This window comes from Methylobacterium sp. OAE515, assembly GCF_041806315.1.
In the GTDB taxonomy this organism is placed as follows: Bacteria; Pseudomonadota; Alphaproteobacteria; order Rhizobiales; family Beijerinckiaceae; genus Methylobacterium; species Methylobacterium tardum.
In genome coordinates this window covers 94536-114583 of record NZ_JBGMUV010000001.1, presented here as the reverse complement: position 1 = coordinate 114583, position 20048 = coordinate 94536, and the positions used below count along the sequence as shown (strand labels likewise).

Here is a 20048-nt window from a genome sequence, read left to right as displayed (position 1 = left end):
ACCATGGCGCGTCACGAGCCCTGGAGCGCGGAACGCGCCACCGGGATCATCGCCGAACATACGCATCTCGAAGGGGCCACGCTGCCGATCTTGCACGCACTGCAGGAAACCTTCGGCTACGTGGATTCCGGCGCCGTTCCGCTGATCGCGGACGCTCTGAACCTGTCGCGCGCCGAGGTGCACGGCTGCATCACCTTCTACCACGACTTCCGCGCCCACCCCGCCGGCCGCCACGAGGTGAAGCTGTGCCGGGCCGAAGCCTGCCAGGCCATGGGCTCCGACAGGCTGCACCGCGAGATCCTCAGCCGCCTCGGCTGCGGCTGGCACGAGACCACCGCCGACGGCAGCACCACGGTCGAGCCGGTCTACTGCCTGGGCCTCTGCGCCAACGGTCCCGCCGCGCTGGTCGACGGTGAGCCGGTCGCGCACCTGACCGCCGACGCCCTCGAAGCTGCCCTGACGGAGGTGCGCCAGTGAGCGTCACGCTCTACGTTCCGCGCGACGCCGTCGCCCTCGGCCTCGGCGCCAACAAGGTCGCCCGCGCCCTCTTCGCCGGCGCCGAGCGCCGCGGTCTGGACGTCACCATCGTCCGGACCGGCTCCCGCGGCCTGTTCTGGCTGGAGCCGATGGTCGAGGTCGGCACGCCTGAGGGGCGCGTCGCCTACGGGCCGGTGACGGTCAAGGATGTCGACGCCCTGCTGGATGCCGGCCTGACCACGGGCGGCGACCACGCCCTGCGCCTCGGCGATCCGGAGAAGATCCCCTACCTCGCCCGGCAGCAGCGCCTGACCTTCCACCGCTGCGGCGTGATCGACCCGGTTTCCGTCGAGGATTACCGGGCCCACGGCGGCTATCGCGGCCTGGAGGCCGCCCTGAAGCTCGATGCCGAGGGCATCGTGGCGGCGGTGCGCGATTCCGGCCTGCGCGGCCGGGGTGGTGCCGGCTTCCCGGCCGGCATCAAGTGGAACACCGTGATGCTCGCCAAGGCGGACCAGAAATACGTGGTCTGCAACGCCGACGAGGGCGATTCCGGCACCTTCGCCGATCGGATGATGATGGAGGGCGACCCCTTCAACCTCATCGAGGGCATGACCATCGCGGGCGTCGCGACCGGCGCCACCCGCGGCTACATCTATCTCCGCTCCGAGTACCCGCAGGCCTTCGCCACCCTCAAGGAGGCGATCGCCAACGGCGTCACGGCGGGCGTGCTCGGCGACAACATCCTGGGCTCGGACAAGAGCTTCCACCTGGAAGTGCGCCTCGGCGCCGGCGCCTACATCTGCGGTGAGGAGACCTCGCTGCTGGAGAGCCTCGAGGGCAAGCGCGGCATCGTGCGGGCCAAGCCGCCGATCCCGGCGCTCAAGGGCTTCCTCGGCAAGCCGACGCTGGTCAACAACGTCATGACCTTCACGGCCGTGCCGTGGATCCTGGAGAACGGCGCCAGGGCCTACGCCGATTACGGCATGGGCCGGTCGCTCGGCACCCTGCCGATCCAGCTCGCCGGCAACATCAAGCACGGCGGCCTGATCGAGATGGCCTTCGGCATCACCCTCCGGCAGGTCATCGAGGATTTCGGCGGCGGCACCCGCTCGGGCCGGCCGGTCCGGGCCGTGCAGGTCGGCGGGCCGCTCGGGGCCTACTTCCCCGACCATCTCCTCGACACGCCCCTCGATTACGAGGCGATGGCGGCCAAGAAGGGCCTCGTCGGCCACGGCGGCATCGTGGTGTTCGACGACACCGTCGACATGGCCGCCCAGGCCCGCTTCGCCTTCGAGTTCTGCGCCACCGAATCGTGCGGCAAGTGCACCCCCTGCCGCATCGGCGCGACCCGCGGCGTCGAGACCATGGACAAGGTGATCGCCGGCATCCGGCCGGACGCGAACCTGAAGCTGGTCGAGGACCTCTGCGAGGTCATGACCGACGGGTCGCTCTGCGCCATGGGCGGGCTCACGCCGATGCCCGTCATGAGCGCGATCACGCACTTTCCCGAGGATTTCAGGCGCGCCGGCGATCTGCCGGCCGCGGCCGAGTGAGGAGACGTCGATGGGCCTGATCAAGGAGATCGACTACGGCACGCCGATCCGCGTCAGCGAGCAGACGGTGACGCTGACGATCGACGGCATGTCGGTGACGGTGCCGGCCGGCACCTCGGTGATGGCGGCAGCGATGCATGCCGGGACGCAGATCCCGAAGCTCTGCGCCACCGACTCGCTGGAGCCGTTCGGCTCCTGCCGGCTCTGCCTCGTGGAGATCGAGGGACGACGCGGCACGCCGGCCTCCTGCACGACCCCGGCCGAGAACGGCATGGTGGTGCACACGCAGAACGAGAAGCTCGCCAAGCTCCGCAAGGGCGTGATGGAGCTCTACATCTCCGATCACCCGCTGACCTGCCTCACCTGCGCGGCCAACGGCGATTGCGAACTGCAGGACATGGCCGGAATCGTGGGCCTGCGCGACGTGCGCTACGGCTACGAGGGCGATAATCACGTCGCGCCGACGGCGGAAAAGTACCTGCCGAAGGACGAGTCGAACCCGTACTTCACCTACGACCCGTCGAAGTGCATCGTCTGCAACCGCTGCGTCCGCGCCTGCGAGGAGGTGCAGGGCACCTTCGCGCTGACCATCGCGGGCCGCGGCTTCGACAGCCGCGTGGCGGCCGGCCCGACCAACTTCTTCGAGTCCGAGTGCGTGTCCTGCGGCGCCTGCGTGCAGGCCTGCCCGACCGCGACCCTCCAGGAGAAGTCGATCCACGAGTTCGGCCAGCCCGAGCACGCGGAGGTGACGACCTGCGCGTATTGCGGCGTCGGCTGCTCGTTCAAGGCCGAGATGCAGGGGGAGCGCGTCGTCCGCATGGTTCCGTACAAGGGCGGCAAGGCCAACGAGGGCCATAGCTGCGTGAAGGGCCGCTTCGCCTACGGCTACGCCACCCACAAGGACCGCATCACCAAGCCGATGATCCGCGAGAAGATCACGGATCCGTGGCGCGAGGTGTCGTGGGAAGAGGCGATCGACCGCGCGGCCTCCGAGTTCAAGCGGATCCAGGCCAAGTACGGCAAGGATTCGGTTGGCGGCATCACCTCGTCGCGCTGCACCAACGAGGAGGCCTACCTCGTCCAGAAGCTCGTGCGCGCCGCCCTCGGCAACAACAACGTCGATACCTGCGCCCGCGTCTGCCACTCGCCGACCGGCTATGGCCTGATGTCGACGCTCGGCACCTCGGCCGGTACCCAGGACTTCAAGTCGGTCGAGCATTCCGACGTGATCCTGGTGATCGGCGCCAACCCGACCGACGGCCATCCGGTCTTCGGGTCGCGCATGAAGAAGCGCCTGCGTGAGGGCGCCAAGCTGATCGTCGCCGATCCGCGCAAGATCGACCTGGTGAAGTCGGCCCACATCAAGGCCGATTACCATCTGCCGCTGAAGCCCGGCTCCAACGTCGCCTTCATCAACTCGCTGGCGCACGTGATCGTCACCGAGGGGCTGATCGACGAGGCCTATGTCCGCGAGCGCTGCGACCTCGCCGAGTTCGAGTCCTGGGCCCGGTTCATCGCCGACGAGCGGCACTCCCCGGAGGCGCAGCAGCAGTTCACCGGCCTCAACCCGGCGGATGTCCGCGGCGCGGCCCGGCTCTACGCCAAGGGCGGTGCGGCCGGCATCTACTATGGCCTCGGCGTCACCGAGCACAGCCAGGGCTCGACCATGGTGATGGGCATGGCCAACATCGCCATGGCCACCGGCAACATCGGCAAGCTCGGCGCCGGCGTGAACCCGTTGCGCGGCCAGAACAACGTGCAGGGCTCCTGCGACATGGGCTCGTTCCCGCACGAGCTCACGGGCTACCGCCACGTCTCGGACGACGCCACCCGCGAGAGCTTCGAGGCGATCTGGGGTGCCAAGCTCGACAACGCCCCGGGCCTGCGCATCACCAACATGCTCGACGAGGCCGTCGAGGGCAGCTTCAAGGGCATGTACATCCAGGGCGAGGACATCGCGCAGTCCGACCCCGACACGCACCACGTGACCTCGGGCCTGATGGCGATGGAATGCATCGTCGTCCAGGACCTGTTCCTGAACGAGACCGCCAAGTACGCCCACGTCTTCCTGCCGGGCGCCTCGTTCCTCGAGAAAGACGGAACCTTCACCAACGCCGAGCGCCGCATCTCGCGGGTCCGCAAGGTCATGGCCCCGATGGGTGGCTACGGCGACTGGGAGGGCACGGTGCTGCTCTCCAACGCGCTCGGCTACCCGATGAACTACAGCCACCCGTCCGAGATCATGGACGAGATCGCCCGGCTCACCCCGAGCTTCACCAACGTCTCCTACGCCAAGCTCGACGAGCTCGGCTCGGTGCAGTGGCCCTGCAACGAGAAGGCGCCGCTCGGCACACCGATGATGCACGTGGACCGGTTCGTCCGCGGCAAGGGCCGGTTCATGATCACCGAGTTCGTGGCCACCGAGGAGCGGACGGGGGCGAAGTTCCCGCTGATCCTCACCACGGGCCGGATCCTGTCCCAGTACAATGTCGGCGCGCAGACCCGGCGCACCGAGAATTCGCGCTGGCACGAGGAGGACGTGCTGGAGATCCACCCGTTCGACGCGGAGCTGCGCGGCATCGTCGACGGCGATCTCGTCGCCCTGGAGAGCCGCTCGGGCGACATCGCCCTGAAGGCCAAGATCTCCGAGCGGATGCAGCCGGGCGTGGTCTACACGACCTTCCACCATGCCAAGACCGGCGCCAACGTCATCACCACCGACTACTCGGACTGGGCGACCAACTGCCCCGAGTACAAGGTGACGGCGGTGCAGGTCCGGCGGACCAACCGGCCCTCCGACTGGCAGGCGAAGTTCTACGAGGAGGACTTCTCCCTGACCCGGATCGCCCAGACCCTGGATGCGGCAGAGTAAGAGTACCCGATGAGTGCCGTGACACAGGCGGACAAGCTCGTCCGCATGGCCAACCAGATCGCCACCTTCTTCCGGTCCTACCCGGAGGAGGAGGCGGTGGCCGGAATCCAGAAGCACATCAAGGCGTTCTGGACGCCCAAGATGATCGCGCATCTTGAGGCCGCCCTGCCGGAACAGGGCGACCGGGTCGACAGCTACGTGCGGCGGGCGTTGCACGGCGCGGAGCCGGCGGCCGACAGCCCGGTGCGCCCGGCCACCCGGGATCCGCAACTCGCCGGAGCCGGCGCCAGCGACGCGGGCTGAGACCGGAGCCGAAGTACGTAGAGTTCGAGACTTGGGCCCCTCCGCGGGGCCCTTTTCGTTCGCCGCCGTGCATACAAAAGGTTGCAATCAGGATTAAAACTGTCGGCTCAGCGTAGTGCGGCGCTGGTGCCCTGCACACAGATCGCGCATCATCCATTCACGCGCGGCCCATCCACGTGGCTGCCGGAGAGGATGACGTCATGAGTCTTGGGGTTACGGGCGCGGTCGCGCCCGATGTCGCACCGGGTCTGCTCTCGCGCGAGCGTATCGTGGCCCAACCGGGGTTCAACCGATGGTTGGTCCCGCCAGCCGCTCTGGCGATCCATCTCTGCATCGGCATGGCCTACGGCTTGTCGGTGTTCTGGCTACCGCTCACCCGGGCGCTCTCAGTCGGAAAGCCGGCACCCGCCGCCTGTGCGGATATGGGCGTGATGACGGCCCTGTTCACCACCACCTGCGATTGGCGCGTCAGCGACCTCGTCACGGTCTTCTCGATCGGCATCGTCGTGCTCGGCCTCTCGGCCGCCCTGTTCGGCGGCTGGCTGGAGCGCGCGGGCCCGCGCAAGGCCGGCATCGTGGCCGCCCTGTGCTGGGGCGGCGGCTTCCTGATCGGCGCCTTCGGAGTCTACGTCCACCAGCTCTGGCTGATCTGGCTCGGCATGGGCCTGATCGGCGGCATCGGGCTCGGCCTCGGCTACATCTCCCCGGTCTCGACGCTGATCAAGTGGTTCCCGGACCGGCGCGGCATGGCCACCGGCATGGCGATCATGGGCTTCGGCGGCGGCGCGATGATCGGCTCGCCCCTGGCCGACAGCCTGATCAAGAGCTTCCGGACCGTCGACTCGGCCGGCGTCTGGCAGACGCTCGCCGTGATGGGCGTCGGCTACATCCTGTTCATGCTCGGCGGCGCCTTCGGCTACCGGGTTCCGCCGGCCGGCTGGCGTCCGGACGGCTGGACGGCTCCGGCTGCCAAGAACGCCATGATCGCCTCCGGCCACGTCCATCTGCGGGACGCGCACAAGACCTTCCAGTTCTGGATGATCTGGCTCGTGCTGTTCCTCAACGTGTCCGCCGGCATCGGCGTGCTGGCGCTGGCCTCGCCGATGCTTCAGGAGATCTTCGGCGGTGAGCTGATCGGCCTGCCGGGCACCGGCTTCTCGGCCCTCGATGCCGGCCAGAAGGCGCAGGTCGCGGCGATCGCCGCCGGCTTCGTCGGCCTGCTCTCCCTGTTCAACATCCTCGGCCGGTTCTTCTGGGCTTCGATGTCGGATCGGATCGGGCGGAAGGTCACCTACGCGATCTTCTTCGCGCTGGGTGGCGTGCTCTACGCGGCCGCGCCCTGGGCGGCCGGCATCGGCTCGCAGGCGCTGTTCGTCGCCTTCTTCTGTGTGATCCTGTCGATGTATGGCGGCGGTTTCGCGACGGTGCCGGCCTACCTCGCCGACGTGTTCGGCACGCAGTTCGTGGGCGCCATCCACGGGCGGCTGCTCACCGCCTGGTCGATGGCCGGCATCGTCGGGCCCTTCGTGATCACCAAGATCCGCGAGGCGCAGATCGCCGCGGGCGTGCAGGGTGCGGAACTCTACGGCCGGACCATGTACGTGCTCGCTGGCTTCCTGGTGGCCGGGTTCGTCTGCAATCTGCTGGTACGTCCGCTGGCCCAGCGCTGGTTCATGTCGGATTCCGAGCGTGCCTCCCTCGACGTCCGCACGGGTGCGACCGCCTCCGGGCCGTCCGGCTCCTTCGGCATCGGTCGCGGCGGGTTCAGCCCGGGCGCGGCCGTGGCGTGGGCGGTGGTCGGCATCCCGATCGTCTGGGGTATCGGCATCACCCTGTCGAAGGCCTTCATCCTGTTCCGGTGATGGCCCGGAGCCGCCGGTTGTGGCGGGCACGGCGGGTCGCTAGGTTTCGAGCGCCTCGCCGTGCCGGGATGCCTCCGTCGTGATCGACAAGCTGGACTTCCTGCTCGCGCTCGCGCGCGAGCAGCATTTCGGCCACGCGGCCGAAGCCTGCGGGGTGACGCAGCAGACGCTCTCGGCCGGCGTGAAGCAGCTGGAGAACCGGTTCGGCGTCCAGCTCGTGCTGCGCGGCTCGCGCTTCCAGGGCTTCACCCCGGAGGGCGAGCGGGTGCTGGAATGGGCGCGGCGGATCGTGGCCGATGCCCGGGCCATGCACGAGGAGGTCACGGGCCTGCGCCGGGGCCTGACCGGGCATCTGCGCATCGCCGCGATCCCCACGGCGCTGCCGATGATCGTGAACCTCACCACGCCCTACCGCGAGCGGCACCCGGACGTGCGGCTCACGGTCGAATCCGCCACCTCGGCCGACATCTTCTCGCTGATCGAGAACCTGGAGGCGGATGCGGGCCTGACCTATCTCGACAACGAGCCCCTCGGGCGAGTTGTCTCCGTGCCGCTCTACCGGGAACGCTACCGTCTGGTGACGGCGATCGACGGCCCGTTCGACGGCCGGGCCAGCGTCACCTGGGCCGAGACCGGCAGCCTGCCGCTCTGCCTGCTGACGCCGAACATGCAGAACCGGCGGATCATCGACCAGCAGATCCGGGAATCGGGTGCGGACCCAGCCGCCACCCTCGAATCGAATTCGATGATCGTGTTGCTGACCCATGTGCGCACCCTGCGCTGGGCCTCGATCATGCCGGAGATCCTAGTCGATGCCCTGGGGCCGATCGAGGGCGTGCGCACCATCCCGATCACCGCCCCGGATCTGGAGCACACGATCGGCCTCGTCGCCCCGCGGCGCGAGCCCTCGACGCCGATGGTGACGGCTCTGGTCGCCATCGCGCGGTCGCTGGCGCGGACGCTCGATCCCGATCTGGCCGCGTCGACCCCCGCCTGACGGGCCGGGACCGGGGCGTCCCGCTCGAAGCCTCCGCCTTTGCTTCGCTCCGCTCGCTAAGACGAGAGCTCAACAAAAAAGCCGCCCCGTCTCCGGAGCGGCTTCGCACGGGCGAGGCCGGAACGCGGCCTGCGCGCTTACTTGATCTTGGATTCCTTGAACTCGACGTGCTTGCGCGCGACCGGGTCGTACTTGCGCATCGACAGCTTCTCGGTCTGCGTCCGGGAGTTCTTCTTGGTAACGTAGAAGTAGCCCGTGTCGGCGGTGGAGACGAGCTTGATCTTGACGGTGACGGCCTTGGCCATGGCGCGGCGCTCCTGCAGGGTGCGGCATTCCGCGTGAGCGAAACGCAAATGGCCGGGAGGACCCGGCCGAATACGGGCGGGTGAATGCCCGATCGGGCCCGGCAGGTCAAGTGTGAGCGGTCCGCCAGCGGGTCAGGCTTGGGTCGTGTCTTGGCAGCGTCGACGCGGTTTAGGACATCCCTCCGTCGTTCCGGGGCGCCGAAGGCGAGCCCGGAACCCAGAGCCGCCGACGGCGATAAGCCGGACACCCGGTGCGGATCTGGATTCCGGGCCCTGCTGCGCAGTCCCGGAATGCCGGGTTTGGCAGATCCTGGGACCAGACTACCTTTTCACCCAGCGCCTGAAGTCCGCCGCGGCCTCTCCGCCGCGGCGAGCCATCCGGCGAATGCCAGGAACAGGGCAAGCAGCGCCAGCGCGAAGCCGTGCGGCGGCACGAGGTCGAGACCGCCGCCGATTACCGGCGGCCCGAGCATCAGCCCGACATTGTAGAGCACCACGAAGGCCGCGTTGGCGCCTGCGAGGTCGTTTGCCGGCGTGCGGTCGCCGAGCATCGCGAGGCCGACCGTGTAGAGGGTGCCGGCGATGCCGCCCCAGACCAGGAGCAGCAGACCGAGCGCCATCGGGCTGCCGGCCGCGAGCGGGATCAGGGCCGAGCCCGCGGCGCCCGCGAGGCTTGCGCCGAGCAGAACCGCGCTGCGGTCGAGGCGGTCGGCGAGCCAGCCGAACGGAATCTGGAACAGCACGTTGCCCAGCGCGATCAGGCTCACGAGCCCCGCCGCGCCCTGCGCGTCGTAGCCCAGCCGCAAGCCGTAGAGAGGCAGGATCGCGAAGATCCCGGTCTCCACCGCCCCGTAGGCGAGGGCGGCCGCCAGCGCGCCGGGGGCGAGCCGGACATAACCGAGGATGCCGCGGCCGGAGCCCGGCTCGATCGTCGGCGACAGCCCGCGCGCCAGCACGATCGGCAGGCCGCCGGCCAGCATCAGCACGGCGCCGGTCGCGTAGGGCGCCAGCCCCTCGGTGCCGACGAGCGCCAGCAGGAGCGGTCCGACCGCGAAGCCCGCCGCCAGGACGGTGGCGTAGATGCCCATCACCAGGCCGCGGCGCTCCGGCGGGGCGGCGGCATTGATCCAGTACTCGGAGAGGACGAAGAGCGCGCCCAGCGTCGCCGAGAAGACGAAGCGCAGGGGAAACCACAGGGCGATGCCCGGCAGGATCGGAAACAGCGCGAGGCTGATCGCCCCGATGACGAGCGCTAGGCCGAGCAGCGGGGCGACACCGATCCGCGCGGCGAGCCGCGGCACGAACGGCACCGTGCAGATGCTGGCGATGCCCGCCACCGCAGTGTTGAGGCCGATCAGCGTGCTCGACGCGCCGCGCCGCTCCATCTCGATCGACAGGAGCGGGATCGACAGACTCAACCCGATGCCGACAACGGTGACGCAGGTCACGGCCGCCGCGATCGCCGCCACATCCTCCGACCTGATCCCCCGCCGCGCGTCCCGTGCCCGTTCCTCCGGGCGGCTCACAAGGCCACCCGCTCGCGGCGGCCGTAGCGTTCGTAGTGGTAGGGAATCATCCGGTACGGCGCGAAATCAACGGTGATCTGCGCCTCCAGGTCGTCTAGGATGGCGCGGGTTATGTACGGCAGGTCGAGCTTGCGCGCGGCGTCGAGCCGGACCCAGGCGAGTTCCGTGAACTCGGCGTCGGCAGAGATCCGCCCCGGCTCCTCGGCTGCCACCATCCGGCGGTCGATCGCGAAGAAGCGCGTATCGAAGCGGCGCACGCGCTTGGGCGGTGTGATCGCGCGGGCGACGAGGTGCAGCGCCTCGAGATCCGGCAGCACGCCGTGCCGGGCGAAACCCTCCCAGCCCGCCGGGACGTCCTCCGGGGCGCCGTGCTCGGTGGTGCCGAGGAGCAGGCCGGTCTCCTCGTAGGTCTCGCGGATCGCGGCCAGCGCCAGCGCGCGGCCGAGATGGTGCGGCGGCCGGGAGACCTGCCGGGTCAGCGCCGCCTCGGCATAGTCGGGGAGCGCCCCGGCCACCGGCATGTGGCGATCGCCGAGCTCGATCCGGCCGCCCGGGAAGACGAACTTGCCCGGCATGAAGGCGAGCTTCGGGTTGCGCCGCCCCATCAGGACCTTCGGGCCGGCCTTCCCGCGCCGGTCGATCACGATCAGGGTTGCCGCGTCCCGCGGCCGCAGACGCGCCGCAGCGGGCGTCCGCTCAGGAGCTGTGGCGATCTGTGGCTCCTGCTGCGGCAGCGGCAAGGCGTGTCTCCTCTGACCCCGAGGCAGGGCGGCTCCGCGGTAGCGTGGCGAAGCCGTGCATGCCAAGGGCGTATTGCAGCCCGACGACGGCCCCCTTGACCGGCTGGAGGAGGACCAGCGCGAACAGGAGCGTGAAGACCGGCCAGACCCCCATCTCGATCCAGAGAGGCACCTCGTAGGCGCTCTCGGTCTCTAGGATCAGGTAGCCCACGATGTGGGCGACGATGAAGATTACCACGTAGGGGGGCAGGTCGTCGGCCCGATGGTGGTGCAGCTCGAGGCCGCACGCGTCGCATTCCGGCCGGACCTTGAGGAAGCGGCCGAAGATCCGGCCCTGGCCGCAATGCGGGCAGCGGCCGATAAAGCCCCTGGCCATCGCGGGGATCAGGCGGGTGCGGGCCGGGATCGCGTCGGCATTCATGCCAGGGGTGTACATCGGCCCGGTCATCGGCGCGAGCCGCGGTGGCGCGACCCGGTGTTGCGGATGCCGGCGGGGCGGCCGGGCGGCGCGGCCTTGAAGGGGCGTCCGCCGGGCTTCTTGCCCGCACCGGTCTTGCGGGCGCCGGAGCGGGTCCGACCCTCGCTGAGGAGTTCGAAGCGCAGCGCCCCGGCCACCGGCGCGGCCTCCACGAGCCGCACCTCGACCCGGTCGCCCAGGCGGAAGGTCTCTCCGGTCCGCTCGCCCACCAGGGCGTGGCGCCCCTCCTCGTGGCGGAAATAGTCGGCGCCGAGCTGCGAGACCGGCACGAAGCCGTCCGCCCCGGTCTCGTCGAGCTTGATGAACAGGCCGGCCCGGGTGACGCCCGCGATCTGGCCCTCGAAGGTGGCCCCGACCTGATCGGCGAGGTGGTGGGCGATCAGCCGGTCGATGGTCTCGCGCTCGGCCGCCATGGCGCGGCGCTCGGCCGCCGAGATCTGCTCGCCGATCTGCGCCAGCTCACCCATCGAGATCTCGGGCGCGAGCCCGTCGGTGCCCAGCCTGCACGCGGTGATCAGCGCCCGATGGACGATCAGGTCGGCGTAGCGCCGGATCGGCGAGGTGAAGTGCGCGTAGCGACGCAGGTTCAAGCCGAAATGCCCGAGATTCTCGGCGGCATAGACAGCCTGGGCCTGGCTGCGCAGGATCACCTCGTTGAGGAAGACGCCGTGCTCGGTCTCGGCCGCGGTGTCGAGGATCCGGTTGAACAGGGCGGGGCGCAACGCCCCTTCCTTCGGCAGCTTGATCCCGACCGAGGCCAGCACCTCGCCCAGCGCCCGCATCTTCTCCAGCGCGGGCTCGTCATGGACGCGGTAGATCAGCGGCTGGCGCGCCTGCTCCAGGGTCTCGGCGGCGGCGACGTTCGCCTGGATCATGAACTCCTCGATCAGCCGGTGCGCGTCGAGGCGCTCCGGCACGATGACCCGGTCGACGGAGCCCTCCGGGCTGAGCAGGACCTTCCGTTCGGGCAGGTCCAGGGCGAGCGGCCCGCGCCGGTCCCGGGCCGCGCGCAGGGCCGCGTAGGCCGCCCAGAGCGGGCGGAGGGCGCTATCCAGCAGCGGCAGGGTCGCGGCATCCGGCTGTCCGTCGATCGCGCCTTGCGCCTGCGCATAGGCGAGCTTGGCCCGCGAGCGCATCATCACCCGGTGGAAGCTGTGGCGGCGCTTCTCGCCGTCGGCGGAGATGACCATCCGCACGGCGAGTGCCGGCCGGTCCTCGCCCTCGCGGAGCGAGCAGAGGTCGTTGGAGATCCGCTCCGGCAGCATCGGCACGACGCGGTCCGGGAAGTAGACCGAGTTGCCGCGCTCCAGCGCCTCCCGGTCGAGGCTCGATCCTGTCCGCACGTAGGCCGCGACGTCGGCGATCGCGACGGTGAGGATGAATCCGCCGGGATTGGCCGGGTCGGGATCGGCCTCGGCCATGACGGCGTCGTCGTGGTCCTTGGCGTCCGGCGGGTCGATGGTCAGGAGCGGCCGGTCGCGCCAATCCTCACGGCCCTTCAGGGTCGCGGGCTTCGCAGAATCAGCCTCCGCCAGGGTCGCGTCCGCGAAGACATGCGGGATGTTGTGCAGGTGCAGCGCGATCAGGCTCACCGCCTTCTCGGAGCCCAGCGAGCCGAGCCGCTCCCGCACCCGGCCACGCGGCAGGCCGAACCGGGTCTCGCGCTCCAGGGAGACGCTGACGAGGTCGCCGTCCCGGGCCTGACCCTCCTCGCCGGGCGGGATCAGGATCTCGCGGCCCTGCGAGCGCTTCTCGACGGGCACGATCCGGCCACCCTGCGCGCCGACGCGATAGACGCCGATGATCTCGGCCTTGTTCTTTCCGATGACCTTGATGACCCGGCCGGTATAGCCGCCCTCGGCGTCACGCTCGACGCGCACCAGAGCGCGGTCGCCAATGCCTGCCGCGGGACGATTGCCCTTGCGGGGGCCGCGCGGCTGCGTCAGCACGACGGACGGCGGCTTGCCCGCGCCGGTCCACTCCACTGGAACGGCCAGGAAGTCGCCGTGCCGGTCCCGGGAGCGGATATCGGCCAGCACGACCGGCGATAGATGCCCGGCGGGAGCGAGTCCGCCGCGCCCGCGGTCGAGGCCGCCGTCCTCCTCGATCTCCTTCAGGATGCGCTTCAGCTCGATTTTGGCGGCGCCCTTGATGCCGAAGGCCTGGGCGATCTCGCGCTTGCCGACGCGCTCCTTCGACTCGGCGACGAAGGCGAGGATCTGCTCACGGGTGGGGAAGGGCGGCGGAGCGGCGGGCTCGGCCGCCGGGGCGGTGGTGCGTCGTGCCAAACGATGGTGCCGGACAGTTCTCGGAAGACGGAGCCCGCACGCGGGCCTCGGACCGAGGGTTCGGTCCTGTGATCCTAAGATGGGTGCCGGGCCCGCCCGCGGCAACGCCGCGGCAGCCGTCCTCAACAGTCGCGATCAGCCGGTGGAGGCGATCTTCCGGATGTGATCGACCGCTCGATCGACGTCGAAGCCGGGTGCGGTAATCTCCTTCAGGGTGAAGGGGCAGGCCCGCGGCAGCGTCAGGTTTACCTGCCCCTCCAGCGGCGCCAGATCCGGAGCCTCGGCATCGTGGACCGCCAGGGTCCAGGCGCCGTCCATGCGCAGGGTCGCCGGATCGGGCGGGTCGCCGGCGAGCGCCGCGAGCTTCGCGCGGCCGGCTGTGCGGCAGGCGAGGCTTGTCTCGTCGTCCGAGATCAGCGCCGCCTTGATCATCTCGGCCAGGGCGTCCCTGACCCGCTCCACGCTCGCGTTCATGAGGCTTCCGTTCCGAATGTCCCCGCCGCGTGGCAAGCCGGATGCCAGCCGTGACGGCATCCGTGTGACAGAACCGCCGACCTTTCCTCCCGATCCACCGGGTGTAGAAGGCTGAGATGATCCCGGTCCTGACCCGCCATACCGAGGCCGTGCCGCTCTACGAGGCGGCCTGCGCGGAACTGCGCCTGCGCGGTTTCGAGGGCGACCTGACGCTCTCGGATGCCGACCGCACGGTCTTTGCCACCGACAACTCGATCTACCAAGTGGAACCGGGGGCCGTGGCCTTTCCGCGCACGCGCGACGATCTCGTGCGCATCGCCAAGCTCCTGGATGACCCGCGCTTCGCCGAGATCGTGATCCAACCCCGGGGCGGAGCGACGGGCACCAACGGCCAGTCGCTCGGCCACGGCCTCGTGGTCGATACCTCGCGGCACATGACCCGCATCCTGGAGATCGATGTCGCCAACCGCACGGTTCGGGTCGAGCCGGGGGTGGTGAAGGACCAGCTCAATCGGGAACTCGCCAAGCACGGTCTGTTCTTCGCGCCCGAGCTCTCGACCTCGAACCGCGCGACCCTCGGGGGCATGATCTCGACCGATGCTTGCGGGCAGGGCTCGTGCCTCTACGGCAAGACCCGGGACCATGTCCTGGCGCTGACCTGCGTGCTCGTCGACGGCACGGTCTGGACCGCCGAACCGCTGGACGCGGAAGGCCTCGAAGCCGCCAAGGGGCGCAACGACCGGATCGGCGAGATCCACCGGACCGTCGATGCCGTCGTCACCGAGAATGCGGCGCTCATCGCCGAGCGCTTTCCGAAGCTCAACCGTTGCCTCACCGGCTACGATCTCGCGCATCTGCGCGACCCGGAGGGCCGCTTCGACCTCAAGAGTGTGATCTGCGGTTCCGAGGGGACGCTGGCGCTGATCGCCGAGGCGCGGCTCAACGTGCTGCCGATCCCGAAGGCCGCCGTCCTGGTGGCACTGTCCTACGTCGATTTCGACGCGGCGCTCCGCGACGCACAGGCGCTGCTGCCGTTCGGGGCCGCCTCGGTGGAGACCATCGACTCGACCGTGCTGGCACTCGCCCGCAAGGACCCGATCTGGGCCGAGGTGCGGGCCTTCTTCCCCGACGATCCGGCGGGGCGACCGGTGGACGGGATCAACCTCGTGGAGTTCGTCGGCGGCGACGAAGCCGGCGTCGAGGCTGCCCTCGATCGGCTCACCGGGATGCTTGAGGCCGAGCGCGGCACCGACACGAGGCGCCTCGGCTTCACGATCGCCCGGGGCGCCGCGATTGAGCGGCTCTGGACCATGCGCAAGAAGGCGGTGGGCCTCCTCGGCGCGGCCAAGGGCGATGCCCGCCCGATCCCCTTCGTGGAAGATACGGCGGTCCCGCCCGACCGCCTCGCCGATTTCATCGCGGAGTTCCGGGCGCTCCTCGACGCCAAGGGCCTGCGCTACGGCATGTTCGGCCATGTCGATGCCGGCGTGCTGCACGTGCGGCCGGCCATTGACCTGAAGGACCCGGACCAGAACCGGCTGATCCGAGAGGTGACGGAGGGCGTGGTCGCGCTGACCGCCAAGTATGGCGGTTTGCTCTGGGGCGAGCACGGCAAGGGCTTTCGCTCCGAGTTCGTGCCCGAGACCTTCGGGCCGCTGATGCCGGCTCTGGAGGCGATCAAGCGCGCCTTCGACCCGGGCGACCGGATGAACCCCGGCAAGATCGCCTCGGCGAAGGGGCAGGGCCTGACCCGGATCGACGGCGTGCCGCGCCGGGGCGAGCAGGATCGCACCATTCCGGCGCCGGTCCGCCGGGAATTCGACGAGGCGCTCCACTGCAACGGCAACGGTGCGTGTTTCAGCTTCGATGCGGACGAGGCCATGTGCCCGTCCTGGAAGGCGACCCGGGAGCGGCGCCACTCGCCCAAGGGCCGCGCCTCGCTGATGCGCGAGTGGCTGCGGCGCGCTGCGGCGGAGGGCGTCGATCCGGCGGCCGCGCTGGCGCGTCAGCGCGCCGGCTGGCTGCGCGACGTGGCCGCCACCCTGCGGAGCGCCCTTCGGCCACGGGACGATTCGGAGGACTTCTCGCACGCCGTGAAGGAGGCGATGGACGGCTGCCTCGCCTGCAAGTCGTGCACGGGCTCCTGCCCGATCAAGGTCGACGTGCCGACCTTCCGGGCCAAGTTCCTGGCGCTCTACCACACGCGCTACGCCCGGCCCTTCAAGGACCACCTCGTGGCGGCCCTTGAGCCGCTGCTGCCGCTGGCGGCCCGGGCGCCGCGCTTGAGCAACGCGCTCCTGACCAATCCGGTCGTCCGCCTTCTCCTGGCGAAGGCCGGATTGGTGGGGATCCCGGGCCTGTCGCCCGTCAGTCTCAAGGCGCGGTTGGCACATCTCGGCGTGCCCGTGGCGACGCCGGAGGCTCTGACCCGGCTGGACCCTCAGGATCGGGCGTCGGCGGTGCTCATCGTGCAGGACGCCTTCACCAGCCACTTCGACGCGGATGTCGTCGCCGATGCTTGCGCGCTGCTCGTCGCCCTCGGCTTCAAGCCCTGGCTCGTGCCGTACCGGCCGAACGGCAAGCCGCTGCACGTGCACGGCTTCCTGGCCCGGTTCGCGGCCGTCGCCGGGTCGAACGCCGCGATGCTCCGGGACTTGGCGCGGCAGGGCGTGCCCCTCGTCGGGATCGACCCGTCGATGACGCTGACCTACCGCTCCGAATACGCGCAGGCGCTCGGCGGCGGCGACCTGCCGAAGGTCCATCTCCTCCAGGAATGGCTGGCGACCCGGCTCGACCGGATCGCGCCGCGCCAGGGCGGCGGGACGATGCGGCTGCTGCCCCATTGCACCGAGCGCACCAATGCGCCTGGCGCGGTCCGCGACTGGCAGGCCCTGTTCGCCCATCTCGGGCTGCGTCTCGACGTGCCGGCCTCCGGATGCTGCGGCATGGCCGGGACCTACGGTCATGAGGCCCGTCACCGCGCCACCTCGGAGACGATCTACAACGCGAGCTGGGCCCGCCACGTGTCCGAGGCCCCCGGCTGCACCCTCCTGGCCGACGGCTATTCCTGCCGGTCGCAGGCTAAGCTCGTCGACGGCGTGCGGCTGCGCCACCCGGCCCAGGCGCTGCTCGACCATGTCCGCCGGAGCGCCGTGGGTGCGGCGCCGTTCCATCCCGAGCAAGCGGCGGCCGCAGCGCGATGAGCGATGCCGTCATGAACGTGGCCGTCGTGGGGGCCGGCGCGGTCGGGTGCTATTACGGGTTCCTCCTGGCGAAGGCCGGACACGCGGTCACGTTGATCGGCCGTCCCGCGCTGGTCGAGGCGGTGCGGGCGGACGGTCTGGTTCTGGAGAGCGCGGCGGGCGTCGGCTCCGCGCCCGTGCAGGCGACGACCGACGGCAACGGCGTCGCGGGAGCCGACCTCGTGCTGGTCTGCGTCAAGTCCGGCGACACCGAAGCAGCCGGCGCGGTGATTGCGCCGCATCTCGGCCGGTCCGCCACGATCCTCAGCCTCCAGAACGGTGTCGACAATGCCGAGCGTCTCGCCGCTTTCCTCGGGCGGCCGGTCGTGCCGGTGGCGGTCTACGTCGCCACCGCGATGGCCGGGCCGGGTCGTGTGCGGCACAACGGCCGGGGCGACCTGATCCTCGGCGCATCCGAGACGAGCGAGCGGATTGCCACCGCCCTCACGGCGGCCGGCGCCCCCCACGACCGTCTCGGCGCGTGCCCTGGACGCGCTGTGGGGCAAGCTCATCGTGAACTGCGCCTACAATGCTCTCTCGGCCCTGACGCAGCTGCCCTACGGCCGCTTGATCCAGGACGCGGGCGTCGTGGGGTCGATGACCGACGTGGTGCAGGAATGCGTGGCCGTCGCCAAGGCGGCCGGCGTATCGGTGCCGCCCGACATCTTCGACAGCGTCATCGCGCTGAGCAGGACGATGGCCGGCCAGCTTTCGTCCACCGCCCAGGATCTCGCCCGGGGCCGCCCCAGCGAGATCGACCACCTCAACGGCTACGTGGTGCGCAAGGGTGCGGCGCTCGGCGTCCCGACGCCGGCCAACCGGATGCTGCACACGCTCGTCAAGCTCGCCGAGCAGGCGCGCTGAGCTTGTCTCGGGTGTAGGCCGTCACGCCCGCGCCGCGGCGTTGGCCTTCCGGGTCGCCGCAGCCTTCTTGGCGGAGGCGGAGCGCTCGGCGGCCGTCCGTCCGGCGGAGGCCTTGCCGCCGGTTGCGCCACCCTTGTGGGCCGCCGGATGGCCGGTGGACTTTCCCCGGCCCGATCCGCCCGGCTTCTTGCCTCCGCCATCATCCTTGTTGACGGTGGCCCAGGCGCGGGCTTCGGCTTCCTGCTCCGGCACGCCGCGGGCCTCGTAGGAATCCGCGATGTGCTCGGCCTTGCGCTTCTGCTTATCGGTGTATTTCGACTTGTCGCCCTGAGACATCGCCCGTCTCCCGTGAGATCAGCCCACGCCGGTCGGACCGTCGAGGATGGCCCGCACCCGGCGGACCAGCTCCGTGCGCCGGTACGGCTTGTTGAGGAGATCAAACTCCGAGCCGCCGATATCGGTTCGCTCCAGGCTCGCCTCGGCGTAGCCGGTGGCGAGCAGGACCTTGAGCCGCGGCTGGCGACGACGGGCCTCCCGGGCGAGCAGCACCCCGTTCATACCCCCCGGCATGATCAGGTCGGTGAACAGGAGGTCGACCCGCCCGCTGGAATCCAGGATCTCCAGCGCCTCGCGGGCATTGCTGGCCGTCAGGGTCGTGTAGCCGAAGTCCCGCAGGATGGTCCTGGCGAGTTCGGCCACGTCCTCGCGGTCGTCGACGATCAGGATCGTCTCGGTGCCTTGCCGGTCCACGGCCCGAAGCGAGACCTTGGCGGGTGCCTTCACGTCGCCGTCCGTCGCCGGGAAGGACAGGCGCACGGTCGTCCCCTCGCCGAGGGTCGACTCGATCTGCGCCGCCCCGCCCGACTGCTTGGCGAAGCCGTAGACCATCGACAGCCCGAGGCCGGTCCCCTTGCCCTCTTCCTTCGTGGTGAAGAACGGGTCCATCACCCGCGCCAGCACGGCGGGCGGGATACCGGTGCCGGAATCCCGGATGGCGATGCTGACGTAGCGGCCGTCGCGCAGCGGCCCGACCTCGCCGCCCGAGGCGACCTCGCTGTTCTCGGTGGTGATCCGCACGGTACCGCCGTCCGGCATGGCATCGCGGGCGTTGATCAGCACGTTGAGGATCGCGACCTCGGCCTGGGTCGGGTCGACGCGGCAGTTCCAGAGGTCCTCCGCGAGATCGAGCTCGATCTTTACCGCCTCGCCGACGGAGCGGGTGACCATCTCGCCCATGCCCTCGACCAGGGTGTTCAGGTTGACCGCGCGTCCATCCAGCCGCTGCTTGCGGGCGAAGGCCAGCAATTGCTGCGTCAGCGTCGTCGCGCGATCCGCGGCTTGCCGGATGTTCTCGGTGGCGCGTCCCAGCCGGGCGCGGTCGGCATCCGGTTTCTCCAGGCCGGCCGCCAGGATGTCGACGTAGCCGACGATCACCTGCAGCAGGTTGTTGAAATCGTGCGCGATGCCGCCGGTGAGCTGGCCGAGCGCCTCCATCTTCTGGGCCTGGCCCAGCGCATCCTCGGCATCCCGCCGGCGCGAGACGTCGAGCTGCGAGCCGAAATAGTAAACCAGCTCGCCGTCGGCGTTGTAGACCGGGGAGACGAACAGGGCGTTCCAGAACGTCGAGCCGTTCTTGCGGTAGTTCAGGATTTCGGTGGCGAATTCGCGCTTGTCGGCGATCGCCGCGCGGACCTGCGCGATGCTCTCGCGGTCGGTCTCAGGCCCCTGCAGGAACCGGCAATTGCGCCCGATCAGCTCCTCGGGCGTGTAGCCCGTCATCGCCAGGAAGGCGCGGTTGGCGAAGATGATCGGGTTGTCCGGCTGGCGCGGATCGGTGACGATCATCGGCATCCGCGTGGTCTCGACCGCGGCGAAGAAGATGTCGCTCTTGCGGTCGGTGAGGTCGCTCGGGGCGCTGTCCCGGATCGGGGGACTCGGTCCGGAGGGTGGCGTTTCTGGCGTCTCAGACATGCGAGGCGGTCTTCATTCCCCGGGCCGTAGAAGCCGGCCACGTCGGGCCGCTGCCGCTTGGCGCGCGCGACTGTAGTGGTCTGGAACGCGATG

Annotated in this window: 15 protein-coding genes and 1 pseudogene; 8 read left to right on the top strand and 8 right to left on the bottom strand. The window is 70.0% G+C overall.

The features are described 5' to 3' along the window. Window positions 1–3 precede the first annotated feature (3 nt). The 6 genes from ABIE45_RS00540 to ABIE45_RS00515 all read left to right on the top strand — a co-directional run bounded on the left by ABIE45_RS00540 (window position 4) and on the right by ABIE45_RS00515 (window position 8067). The gene (locus ABIE45_RS00540) at window positions 4–477 is read left to right on the top strand and encodes a formate dehydrogenase subunit gamma (RefSeq protein ID WP_192709895.1); all 474 of its coding nucleotides are present in this window, start codon (window positions 4–6) and stop codon (window positions 475–477) included. Further along, window positions 474–2033 carry a formate dehydrogenase beta subunit gene (locus ABIE45_RS00535; RefSeq protein ID WP_192709896.1) on the top strand — a complete coding sequence of 520 codons (1560 nt, stop codon included), beginning with the start codon at window positions 474–476 and terminating at the stop codon, window positions 2031–2033. The genes ABIE45_RS00540 and ABIE45_RS00535 overlap by 4 nt, the downstream gene beginning before the upstream one ends. 10 nt (window positions 2034–2043) lie before the next feature. Beyond that, window positions 2044–4905, top strand: coding sequence for a formate dehydrogenase subunit alpha (gene fdhF, locus ABIE45_RS00530; protein ID WP_192709897.1), 2862 nt, complete (start codon window positions 2044–2046; stop codon window positions 4903–4905). A 9-nt stretch (window positions 4906–4914) separates the two neighbouring features. Then, window positions 4915–5208, top strand: a complete 294-nt coding sequence (locus tag ABIE45_RS00525; RefSeq protein WP_192709898.1) for a formate dehydrogenase subunit delta — start codon at window positions 4915–4917, stop codon at window positions 5206–5208. 200 nt (window positions 5209–5408) lie between these two features. Further along, complete coding sequence (locus ABIE45_RS00520) at window positions 5409–7070, top strand: OFA family MFS transporter (protein WP_192709899.1); 1662 nt, start codon at window positions 5409–5411, stop codon at window positions 7068–7070. Between the two features lie 79 nt (window positions 7071–7149). After that, window positions 7150–8067, top strand: a complete 918-nt coding sequence (locus tag ABIE45_RS00515; RefSeq protein WP_192709900.1) for a LysR family transcriptional regulator — start codon at window positions 7150–7152, stop codon at window positions 8065–8067. A gap of 137 nt (window positions 8068–8204) precedes the next feature. Here ABIE45_RS00515 and rpmG read toward each other — a convergent pair whose 3' ends face one another. The 6 genes from rpmG to ABIE45_RS00485 form a co-directional block, all read right to left on the bottom strand. Then, entirely contained in the window at window positions 8205–8372 is a 168-nt protein-coding gene (gene rpmG / locus ABIE45_RS00510; RefSeq protein WP_010684598.1) for a 50S ribosomal protein L33, read from the bottom strand. A gap of 329 nt (window positions 8373–8701) precedes the next feature. Beyond that, window positions 8702–9841 (bottom strand): MFS transporter, encoded by a 1140-nt coding sequence (locus tag ABIE45_RS00505; protein ID WP_192709901.1) that lies wholly within the window; start codon window positions 9839–9841, stop codon window positions 8702–8704. Between the two features lie 53 nt (window positions 9842–9894). After that, window positions 9895–10638, bottom strand: a complete 744-nt coding sequence (locus ABIE45_RS00500) for an NUDIX domain-containing protein (RefSeq protein WP_192709902.1) — start codon at window positions 10636–10638, stop codon at window positions 9895–9897. Further along, window positions 10595–11059, bottom strand: a complete 465-nt coding sequence (locus ABIE45_RS00495) for a DUF983 domain-containing protein (protein WP_192709959.1) — start codon at window positions 11057–11059, stop codon at window positions 10595–10597. Before ABIE45_RS00495 ends, ABIE45_RS00500 begins: the two co-directional genes overlap by 44 nt. A gap of 23 nt (window positions 11060–11082) precedes the next feature. After that, entirely contained in the window at window positions 11083–13404 is a 2322-nt protein-coding gene (gene rnr / locus ABIE45_RS00490; protein ID WP_192709903.1) for a ribonuclease R, read from the bottom strand. Between the two features lie 135 nt (window positions 13405–13539). Then, window positions 13540–13878 (bottom strand): hypothetical protein, encoded by a 339-nt coding sequence (locus ABIE45_RS00485; protein WP_192709904.1) that lies wholly within the window; start codon window positions 13876–13878, stop codon window positions 13540–13542. A 116-nt stretch (window positions 13879–13994) separates the two neighbouring features. Between ABIE45_RS00485 and ABIE45_RS00480 the strand changes: the two genes are divergently transcribed. Together ABIE45_RS00480 and ABIE45_RS00475 are read left to right on the top strand one after the other, a co-directional pair. Next, window positions 13995–17081, top strand: a complete 3087-nt coding sequence (locus ABIE45_RS00480; RefSeq protein WP_192709905.1) for an FAD-binding and (Fe-S)-binding domain-containing protein — start codon at window positions 13995–13997, stop codon at window positions 17079–17081. Window positions 17082–17092: 11 nt separating this feature from the next. Further along, window positions 17093–17984 (top strand): annotated as a pseudogene (locus ABIE45_RS00475) (ketopantoate reductase family protein). Window positions 17985–18005: 21 nt separating this feature from the next. Here ABIE45_RS00475 and ABIE45_RS00470 read toward each other — a convergent pair. Both ABIE45_RS00470 and ABIE45_RS00465 read right to left on the bottom strand, forming a co-directional pair. Continuing rightward, complete coding sequence (locus tag ABIE45_RS00470) at window positions 18006–18320, bottom strand: plasmid stabilization protein (protein WP_192709906.1); 315 nt, start codon at window positions 18318–18320, stop codon at window positions 18006–18008. An 18-nt stretch (window positions 18321–18338) separates the two neighbouring features. Beyond that, window positions 18339–19955, bottom strand: coding sequence for a hybrid sensor histidine kinase/response regulator (locus ABIE45_RS00465; RefSeq protein ID WP_192709907.1), 1617 nt, complete (start codon window positions 19953–19955; stop codon window positions 18339–18341). Window positions 19956–20048: the final 93 nt, after the last annotated feature.